Origin of the sequence: Micromonospora sp. NPDC049799, assembly GCF_040656655.1 — a bacterium.
Classification (GTDB): Bacteria; Actinomycetota; Actinomycetes; order Mycobacteriales; family Micromonosporaceae; genus Micromonospora.
This window is the reverse complement of record NZ_JBFAMU010000174.1, coordinates 1-9669: the sequence shown is the minus strand read 5'-3', so window position 1 is coordinate 9669 and position 9669 is coordinate 1. Positions and strand designations below refer to the sequence as shown.

The 9669-nt window shown below is 72.1% G+C and carries 7 protein-coding genes; 2 read left to right on the top strand and 5 right to left on the bottom strand.

Annotated features, from left to right (window positions below; translation table 11 throughout):
- On the bottom strand, positions 1 to 818 hold an 818-nt coding region (locus AB0I76_RS15325), incomplete at its 3' end, for a hypothetical protein (RefSeq protein WP_357034909.1).
- A gap of 254 nt (positions 819 to 1072) precedes the next feature.
- On the opposite strand from AB0I76_RS15325, the gene AB0I76_RS15320 reads away from it, so the two are divergent.
- The gene (locus AB0I76_RS15320; protein WP_357034906.1) at positions 1073 to 2620 is read left to right on the top strand and encodes a gluconokinase; all 1548 of its coding nucleotides are present in this window, start codon (positions 1073 to 1075) and stop codon (positions 2618 to 2620) included.
- Between the two features lie 16 nt (positions 2621 to 2636).
- Here AB0I76_RS15320 and AB0I76_RS15315 read toward each other — a convergent pair whose 3' ends face one another.
- Entirely contained in the window at positions 2637 to 2921 is a 285-nt protein-coding gene (locus tag AB0I76_RS15315) for an antibiotic biosynthesis monooxygenase family protein (protein ID WP_357034903.1), read from the bottom strand.
- Between the two features lie 195 nt (positions 2922 to 3116).
- Between AB0I76_RS15315 and AB0I76_RS15310 the strand changes: the two genes are divergently transcribed.
- Positions 3117 to 5390 carry a glycosyl hydrolase gene (locus tag AB0I76_RS15310; RefSeq protein ID WP_357034900.1) on the top strand — a complete coding sequence of 758 codons (2274 nt, stop codon included), beginning with the start codon at positions 3117 to 3119 and terminating at the stop codon, positions 5388 to 5390.
- 50 nt (positions 5391 to 5440) lie between these two features.
- Here the strand turns inward: AB0I76_RS15310 and AB0I76_RS15305 are convergent, their stop codons facing one another.
- From AB0I76_RS15305 to AB0I76_RS15295, 3 genes are all read right to left on the bottom strand, one after another.
- Positions 5441 to 6199: a MerR family transcriptional regulator gene (locus AB0I76_RS15305; protein ID WP_357034896.1), complete on the bottom strand. Its 759-nt coding sequence runs from the start codon at positions 6197 to 6199 to the stop codon at positions 5441 to 5443.
- A gap of 390 nt (positions 6200 to 6589) precedes the next feature.
- Positions 6590 to 8143: a glycosyl hydrolase gene (locus tag AB0I76_RS15300; protein ID WP_357034893.1), complete on the bottom strand. Its 1554-nt coding sequence runs from the start codon at positions 8141 to 8143 to the stop codon at positions 6590 to 6592.
- Between the two features lie 106 nt (positions 8144 to 8249).
- Positions 8250 to 9669: hypothetical protein (locus AB0I76_RS15295; RefSeq protein ID WP_357034890.1), on the bottom strand; the 1420-nt coding region annotated here is incomplete at its 5' end.

Here is a 9669-nt window from a genome sequence, read left to right as displayed (position 1 = left end):
ACCGACGGACTCGGCGCGGGTGTCGCGGCGATCGCCACCTCCGACGTCGGGTCGGACGGGTCGGACTCCAGGAGCACGGCGGGTACCAGCAGGGCGATGCCGGCGGCGACCGCCACCGTGCGCCGGCCGCCCGGCACGAAGCCGCTCAACCGGGCCTGCGCCGGGGTGGCGATCGTCGGCCGGAACGGCTTGAGCTGCGCGTGCTCGGCGATCGCCTCGTCGAGTTGGGCGATCACCGCGTGCCGCTGCTCGATCGCGTCGGCGAACGCCAGCGTCAGCTTGAACCGGAAGTCGGCCGCCACGTCGGCGGGGAGCAGCACCCCGGAGGCCCGCCGCCGGTCGAGTACCTGGATCAGGGTGACCGGCGCCGCCGGGTCGTGGGACAGGCCGGTCATCTTCCCGTACGCCCAGTCGCGCCGGCCGCGACCGCCGAGCAGCACCAGCCGCCGGCTGGTGATGACCGCCATTCCGGCGTCGGCGACCCGGATCCCGTCCGGACGGCGGGACCGGATCGGCGTGGCCTGCGGGGTGACCGTCAGGTCCGGTGCCGGTAGCACCGCCGTGTGCCGTACCTCGACCAGCTGCGCGGCCGGCAGCGCCCAGAACACCACCTCGTCGGGGCCCAGCTCCAGCGGAAGCCCGGCGCCCGCGGCGGCCGAGCCCGTGAAGGTCCCGGCGAGCGTACGCAGGCGCCGCAGTTCCTCGTCCCGCCTTCGCCATGCCTCGTCGGCGCTGCGGAAGACCCGCTGCCGCCGATCGTTCTGCCGGTGTGCCCACCGGTACCGCCAGGTCGAACCCGTCGAATCAGTCCTTGCCATGCCGACTCCTCCGCCGCGCAGGCCACCAACCGGGGTGTCATTCGGATTAACTCCGGTGGACGCCAACGGGGACGGGCTGCTATGTGCAAATTGCCCGATCGGTGGAGCAACCCGGACGATAGGGCGGTTTCGCTGGGTCGATTCACCCCGTTCGGGCGTGTCGCGCGCCGGCTGTCCCGTTCGCCGTACGGCCGGCGGAGGCGTCGGTAGCGTCAGGCGCAGCGTCCCGGCAGGCACGGCGAGGGGGTGAGTCGGTGGGCGACACCACCCCCGGCATCGTGATCGGCGTCGATCTCGGGACCACCAGCACCAAGGCCGTCGCGTTCGACGTCAACGGCGACCAGCTGGCACACCACTCGGTCGGCTACCCACTGGACGAACCGCAACCCGGGTACGCCGAACAGGACCCGCACGCCATCTACGCCGCCGCCATCGAGTCAATCCGCACGGTGGTGGCGGAGGTGGGCCGGCCGATCGCCGGCCTGGCGTTCAGCAGCGTGATGCACAGCCTGATCGGGCTGGACCCGGACGGCAACCCCCTCACCCCGTCGGTCACCTGGGCCGACTCCCGGGCCGCCCGGCAGGCCGAACGACTGCGGGCGGTCCCCTCCGGGCTGGCCCTGCACCGCCGCACCGGCACCCCCATCCACCCGATGGCACCGCTGCCCAAGCTGCTCTGGTACGCCGAGCAGGAGCCGACGACGTTCGGCAGGGTCGCGTACTGGGTGGGCATCAAGGACTGGGTCCTGCTGCGGTTCTGCGACGCCCTGATGACGGACCACTCGATCGCGTCGGCCACCGGGTTGATGGACATCCACCAGCTCACCTGGGACGAGGAGGCGCTGGGGATCGCCGGCATCACCGAGGAGCAGCTGCCCGAGCTGGTCCCGACCACCAGGGTGGTGCGGGGCGTGACCGCCGAGGCCGCCGCCGCGACCGGGCTGCCCCCGGACACGAGGGTCGTGGTCGGCGCCGGTGACGGCCCGCTCGCCAACCTCGGGCTCGGCGCGGTCGCCCCGGGCGTGATGGCCTGCTCGATCGGCACCAGCGGTGCGATGCGGGTGATGGTGGAGCACCCCGGTGTCGACCCGCTCGGCGGTGTCTTCTGCTACGCCCTGACCGAGAACCGGTGGGTGGTCGGCGGTGCGATCAACAACGGCGGCCTCGTACTCGGCTGGGCCGGCGACGCCCTCGCTCCCGAGCTGGGCGAGCACGCCGAGGCGGAACTGCTCGCGGAGGCCGCGAAGGCCCCGGTCGGTTCCGGCGGGCTGATCATGCTGCCGTACCTGCTCAGCGAGCGCGCCCCGCACTGGAGTGCGCTGCCGCGCGGGGCGTACGTGGGGTTGACCCACGGGCACCGCCGCGCCCACCTCGTGCGGGCCGCCCTGGAGGGGGTCTGCCAGCAGTTGGCGCTGGTCATGGCCTCGGTACGGGCGGCCGGCAACGAGGTGCGGGAGATCCGGGCCAGCGGCGGGTTCGCCCGCAGCCCGCTGTGGCGGCAGATGCTCGCCGACGTGCTGGGCATGCCGGTGCGCTTCCCCTCCGGGCACGAGGGGTCCAGCTACGGTGCGGCCCTGCTCGGCATGCAGGCGCTCGGGCTGGTCGCCTCCATCGACGTGGCCGCCGAGATGGTGGAGATCACCGAGACCGCGCGTCCCGACCCGGCCGCCGCCGCCACGTACGCGTCCCTGCTGCCGGTGTACGCCGAGCTGTACGACGCGCTGGTGCCGGCGTTCACCTCGCTGCGCCGCCTCGCCCCCGGCCTGCCGCCGGAGCCCCCGCCGACCCCGCCGCCGTCCTGAGGACCCGCTGACCGCGTCAGGGGGCCTCGACGCCGGAGATCAGGTAGCGGTGCACCTCGGCGCCCCGGATCGCCACCACCTGCTCCCCGCTCGGCCCGGAACCCCGGAAGTCGAGCAGCTGCTCCTCGGAGTCCCACCGCTCGTAGACGTTGATCCGGCCCGGCTCCACCAGGTCGGCGCTGAGGGCGAAGTCGAGGCAGCCCGGCGTGGACCGGGCCGCCCGGACGACCTCGACGCACCCGGCGAGGTAGTCGTCCCGACCCTCCGGGTCGACGTGCAGACTTCCGGCGACGATGAGCACAGTGGACCTCCAGTGTGACGGTTGTTCGTCATCCTCTCCCGACGGTGCGACATTCGGGAGGCTTGTTTTCGCCGGTCACCGGCTTCCACGCCGGTCGATTGTTGCGTACGCTGACCCGAAATCGAGCGGCGGCGATGCCGCCGGGGCCGGGGGTGACCTGTGCGGTCGAAACTGTCGAGACGGACACGGTTCCGGTTGGTCGGTGCGGTCACGGCGGTCGCCGCCCTGACCGCCGCGACCACGCTGGTGCACCTGGCGGGCAACCCGCCGGTGCCGGTCGCGGTGGAGGAGAAGGAGAACCCGGCGGAGCCCTCCGAGTGGATGTGGGCGCAGCGGGCCAACGCCGACGGGTCGATCCCGGCGACCGCGTACGAGGAGGCCCTCGCGCAGACCCGGGCGCTGGAGGGTGCGACCCGCCGGGGCGCGCCCCAGCTGACCGATGTGCGGTGGCAGCAGCTCGGCCCGACCAACATCGGCGGCCGGCTCATCGACGTGGTGATCGACCCGGACACGCCCGGCACGCTCTACGTGGCGGCCGGCACCGGTGGCGTGTGGAAGAGCACCGACGGCGGCGCGACGATGACCAGCACCTGGTCCGACGACCTGCCGCAGTCGATGGGTGCGCTGGCGATCACCCCCGACGGCACCCTGTACGCGGGCACCGGCGAACCGGACCACGGCGGCGGTGGCTCCTACTACGGCACCGGCGTCTACCGCTCGACCGACGGCGGGGCGACCTGGGAGAGCATCGGCCTGACCGAGACCGGGGCGATCGGCCGGATCCGGATCGACCCGACCGACCCGCGCCGGATCGTCGTCGCCGCCCAGGGCCGACTGTTCGACACCGGCGGCGACCGGGGCGTCTACCTGTCGACCGACGGCGGGGAGACCTGGAAGCAGGTGCTCGACGGGCTGAACGACTCCACCGGCGCGATCGACGTCGCGATCAACCCGGCCGACCCGAAGATCCTCCTGGCTGCCATGTGGGACAAGCTGCGCTACCCCGACGGCCGCGAGTACGGCGGTCCCGGCTCCGGCCTCCACCGCTCCACCGACGGCGGCGCGACGTGGACACGGATCGGCGCGCCGCTGGCGGCTCCGGAGACCGAGCCCGGCCGCATCGGCGTGGCGTTCGCGGCGAGCGACCCCAGCCGGGCGTACGCGATCACCAACGACAAGATCGGCAACCTGACCGGCTTCTTCGTCTCCGACGACGCGGGCGCCACCTGGACCCGCCCGCTGACCGGGGAGCCCGCGCTGGACGCCGCCGACGGTGGGTTCGCCTGGTGGTTCGGCCGGCTCTGGGTCGACCCGGCCGACGCCGACCACGTCTTCTCCGCCGGCGTACCGATGATGGAGTCGCACGACGGTGGCCGCACGTGGGTGACCGGCCGCGGCATCCACGCCGACCAGCACGCCATGGCCTGGGACCCGCACAACCCCGGCCGGGTGTACATCGGCAACGACGGCGGCCTCTACTGGAACGACCAGGGCGGCAACGTCATCGGCACCTGGGCGGCGGCGTCCGTGCAGCCGTACATGCAGTTCTACGCGATGGACGTCAGCACGACCGACCGCTCCCGCGTCTCCGGTGGCACGCAGGACAACGGGTCGCTGCGGTCCTGGGGCGGCAGCGACTGGAACCTGTACCGGGGCGGCGACGGGATGATGAACCGCATCAACCCGGTCGACCAGTTGAACGTGTTCGCCTGCTCGCAGAACGGCGGGTGTGCCCGCTCCGACAACGGCGGCGACTCGATGACGTCGATCCGGGCCCGGTTCGCGGGCACCCGGTTCAACTGGGTGTCACCGCTGGAGATCGCTCCGGGCGCTCCGGACACCGTCTACTTCGGGTCCAACGTGCTCAACCGCTCCGACGACCGGGGCCGGACCTGGCGGGCGGTCAGCCCGGACCTCACCGGCGGACCCACGCCGCGCAACGCCACGTCGTACGCGACGATCACGACCATCGGCATCGCGCCGACCGACGAGGACACCGTGTACGTGGGCACCGACGACGGCCACCTGTCGGTGACCCGGGACGGCGGCGCGACCTGGACGAGGGCCACCGACCCGGACCTGCCGGACCGGTGGATCACCCGCGTCACGGTGGACCCGCAGAACCCCGCCATGGCCTGGGCGACGTACTCCGGGTTCCGTTGGGAGAGCGAGACGCAGCCGCACGTGCTGATGACCACCGACGGCGGGGCGACCTGGACGGACATCTCCGGCAACCTGCCGCAGTCCCCGGTCAACGACGTGATCCGCCACCCGAAGAAGCAGGGCTGGCTCTACATCGGCACGGACATGGGCGTCTTCTTCAGCCCCAACCTGGGCCGCAGCTGGCTGAAGGTGGGGGCGAGCTTCCCCGCCGTACCGGTCATGGACGTGCACTTCCACGCGGCGACGAGCACGCTGTTCGCGGCGACGTATGGACGCGGCATCCTGCACGCCACGATCGGCGACTGACCCGCGCGCGTCGTGGCCCCGGCGGACTGTCCGCCGGGGCCACGGCCCGCTCAGGCGCGGGTGATCGCGTTGGCGTGGATGGCCTCGGCGAGGTACGCGGCCATCCCGGGCCGGATCTTCTCGTAGTGCTCGGTGAAGCGCGGGTCGGTGAGGTACATGTCGGCCAGCCCGGTGTGGATCTCGTACGAGCAGTCGTAGAACCACCGGCTGATGATCTGCCGGTGCTCCTCGGCCAGGTCCATCGCCGCCGGACTGTCGGCCAGTGCGCCCGAGGCCATCGCCTCGACGAACCGCCGGCCCCAGTCCTCGTTCTCGGCCTTGATACGCAGCCAGTCGTCCTTCGAGTAGCCGGCGGCGCGCCGGGCCGACTGGCGGTACGCCTCGCTCTCGCCCCAGCGCTCCCGCGCCTCGTCGGCGTGCGCGTCCGGGTCGAAGTCGCCGAAGACCTCGAACCGCTCCTCGGGGGTCAGTGAGATGTTCATCCTGCGTGCCTCCATCGCGAGCTCGATCGCCGCGACCATGTCCTGGAGCTTCCCGATCCGCCCGGTCAGCAGGTCGTGCTGGCGGCGCAGGTGTGCCGTGGGGTCGCTCGCCGGGTCGTCCAGGATCGCGGCGATCTCGTCCAGGGGGAACCCCAGCTCGCGGTAGTACCGGATGAGCTGCAACCGGTCCAGGTCGGCGTCGTCGTACCGTCGGTAGCCGGCCGCGCTGCGCCCGCCCGGCGAGAGCAGCCCGATCTCGTCGTAGTGGTGCAGCGTCCGCACCGTCACCCCGGCGGCCTTCGCCACCTGTCCCACCGTGTACGCCATGATTCCCCTCCCTTCCGTCAACGAGGCTCCCGCCTGCCGTTACGGGAGGGTCAAGCCCGTTCCATGTTCGCCCACTCGGTAGGCACAGTGAGTTACATCTCCTCCCCGTCACTGCCGGTGACGTCCCGGCGGGGACCGGCACGATGCCTTTGCCGCTTTGCTCTGCACCCCTGGACGCACCAGCCTGCCCAACTGCTGTTTCTCGGCAAGCCCCTCGCACGCGCCGGTCACCCTACGCGACTGGCGCATATCAGGGTGCAGAGCAAAGCGGCGCGCGCGTCTTCAGTTCACCGGCGCGAACCTCACTGTGCGCGAGCATCGCTCCGGCTTTCGGCACGCAGCGCAGAAGGTCCCCGGGACGCCGTTCCGGGGACCTTCCCGCACCGGCGGCTACTGCACCGTGACGTTGTCCACGTACACGGCCGACGTGCCGCTCGCGCCGCCCGCCGGCACGAACTGCACCCCGATCTCGCGGACGTCACCGAGGTTGGCCACCCCGCCCAGGTTGAGCGTCAGGGCGGTGCCGGAGGAGCTGACGGTGACCGTGCCGCCGTCGTACCACTGCCAGCCGGCACCCGTCTTCACGTACAGCTTGGCCTGGGTGCCGGCGCCGTGGTTGCCCCACGGGGCGATCCGGGCGGTGGCCCGCAGGGTGGTCCGGCCGGAGAGGCTGGTCGTGGCGGTCCGGTGCAGGTAACTGGCGCCCGCCGCGAGGTTGACGTCCGCCTTCAGCGACCAGCTTCCCTGCCCGGCCCACTCGTTGACCCGCCACGGACCGCCGATGACGGTGGTGCCCGTCCAGCCCTCGGTCGAGGACTCGAAGCCGTGCAGCAGGGTGCCGCCGTTCGGGGGCGGCGTGGTGGGGTTGCCGGACGGCTCGACGATCGTGCCGAGGTCCACCTCACCCCGGTTCAGCGTCCAGGAGTTGTTGAACAGCGTGGACGCACCCTGGTTGCGCGCCGGCCCCCAGCCGTCGTTCCAGGCCAGGAAGTACGTGGTCCGCGGGTAGCGCTGCTGGAACGCGGTGACCCACCGGCCGTAGTCGAAGGAGCCCTGGCTGTCCGGGCCGATCTCGGAGAACGCGAACGGCTTGCCCAGCCCGACCAGCTCTGAGTACGCCGACTGGATGCCGGACGCCTGCGGGTCGTCGTCGTACGCGTCCATCCCGACGACGTCGACGTAGGCGGCGCCCGGGTAGTAGGTGGTCCGGTTGCCCCGGCTGAAGTCGGCCGAGTAGACCCAGATCAGGTTGTTCAGCCCCTTGGTGGTGGTCAGGTAGCCGTACAGCTGCTGCCAGACCTGGCGGAACGTGTTCGGGTCCCGGTTGCCCCACCAGAACCAGTCGCCGTTGACCTCGTGGAACGGCCGGAACAGCACCGGCACCCCGGCGTTCTCCAGGTCCTGGAGTCCCTGGGCCATCTTGTCCATCAGGGAGCGCCAGCGCGCTCCGGCCGGCGTGCCCGGGTTGAGCAGGTCGGCGAAGTTGGCCATCGGGGTGTTCAGCCCGCCACCGTTGGCGTTGGCCGGGCTGGGCAGGTGCACGCTGATCGTGACCAGGCCGCCGCTGCCGTGCCAGGACTTGAGGCTGGAGTTGCAGGACCAGTCGACCAGCGCGGTGATGTCGCTGTTGGTGGCCCAGCCGGAGCCGTAGTCGCAGCTCAGGAAGGCGGGGTACTGGCCGGTGGCGTTACGTAGTTCCTCGGTCTGGCTCATCGAGAAGCCGCTGTTGCTGTAGCCGCCGAAGAAGCCGGAGGCGACCCGGTTGCTGCCGCGGTTGGGTAGGTGGGCCAGCCAGTTCAGGACGCTGCGGGTGGCGGTGGAGGCGTTGGGGTTGGCGGGTGCGACGGTGTGCGCCTGGGCGGGGCCGATGACGGTCAGGACGGACGCGGCCGCCAGGGCGATGGCGGCGGCGCTCAGCGCGAGGCGCAGTCTTCTGCTTCGCATGGTCACCTGTTTCCGGTCGGGGTGGTGGTGTGGTGGGAACCCGGGTTCGCCCACCAGTGCACTCCTGAACCGGTTAAGTTTCAAGTAGGTGAATGAATTGTTGCCGTTACGCTGGGCCGACCTCGGCTGGCGGTCCACCGTGCGTCCAGGGGGTCTCCTCCACCGCCGGGAACGTCGCCGTCGGCAGGTACGCGTCGGAGAGCGTGGTGAGGCAGAGCCGCTCCCCCACCTCGGGGACGCTGCCCGGCGTCGCGGTCAACCCCCGCCCCATGCCACCGGACAGCTCCAGCACCACCTCGGTCTTGCCATCGCTTGGGGTCAGGAACACCACGCGCGCCTTCTGCGCCGGACGCGCCGTCGACCACAGCGTCGCGCCGACCGGCACCGCCACCGGCTCGGTGGTCACCACCTGGATGCGCGGCCGCAGCACCGGCCGTTTCCCACTGTCGTCCACCCGCTTCGGGTCGGCGAGGATCACCTCCCCCACGAACGCCTCCCCGCTCAGCCGGTGCTCGGCCATGACCAGGGGGTCGTCGTAGGCGCGCTGCACCGCGTACGACGCCGCCGCCCGTTCCAGCCGGTGCAGCCGCTGCGCCGCCGCCACGGCACCGTCCCGGCGGGGCTGCGGTCCGCCGCCCGCGTCGACGTGCTCGGCATGTGCCGTGAAGGCGTCCTTGTCCCCGTCCCACCGACCCCCGACCCGGGCACCGGCCGGCAGCGACCGGAGCAACCCCACGCCGCGCCACATCAGCTCCCAGGTGGGCGCGAGCTGGTCGCGCAGCAGCCTCTCCAGCTCCGCGTACGCCCCGGCGCGCGCGACCTCGTCGTCGGCCGCCTCCGCGTACGCGGTCATCGCCGGGGCGAGCACCTGGTTGTCGAAGTCCGGGTCGGTGGCCGGACCGGCCGGCGGGCAGACCGACGGGTCCTCGGCACGCGCCGCCGCCTGCGCCCCGGTCAGCCCGGGCGGCGGGTCGACCCAGCCGAGCAGCGCCGGCAGATGCAGATCCTCCACCGCGCTCTGGCCGGTGGCCCAGTGCAGGGTCAGCGCGTCGGTCATCGCCAGCAGCGCCGACGAGCCGGGATGCTCGGCCCGCTCCGCGAAGAACGTCAACCAGCGCCCGAGCAGCGGCACCGACGGGTGCACCGGGTACTCACCGTCCGTCCGACGGAACCGGGTCGAACGCCCGAGCAGCCGCAGGAACGTCACCCCGGCCGGGCTCGGCACGAGCAGTTGCGGCGCGTCGGCGTACCGGTGGCGGACGTCGCGGCCCCGGTCGACGGGCACCGCCTCGGTGACGCTCCGGAAGCCGTCCAGGTACTCCAGCACGATCCCGGCCAGCTCGGCGGCGAACGCGAAGCGCTGGTCCCGGTTGCGCGGCTGCGGCACCACCAGCAGCCGCCCCTCGTCGGGCGCGGCGCCGACCAGCACGGCGACAGAGTGGAGCTGGTTGAGGCCGCCTACAGCGGTCATCACGGCGGCGACGAGGTCTTCTTCAACGGTGTGCAGCTCACCTACAGGTTCATGG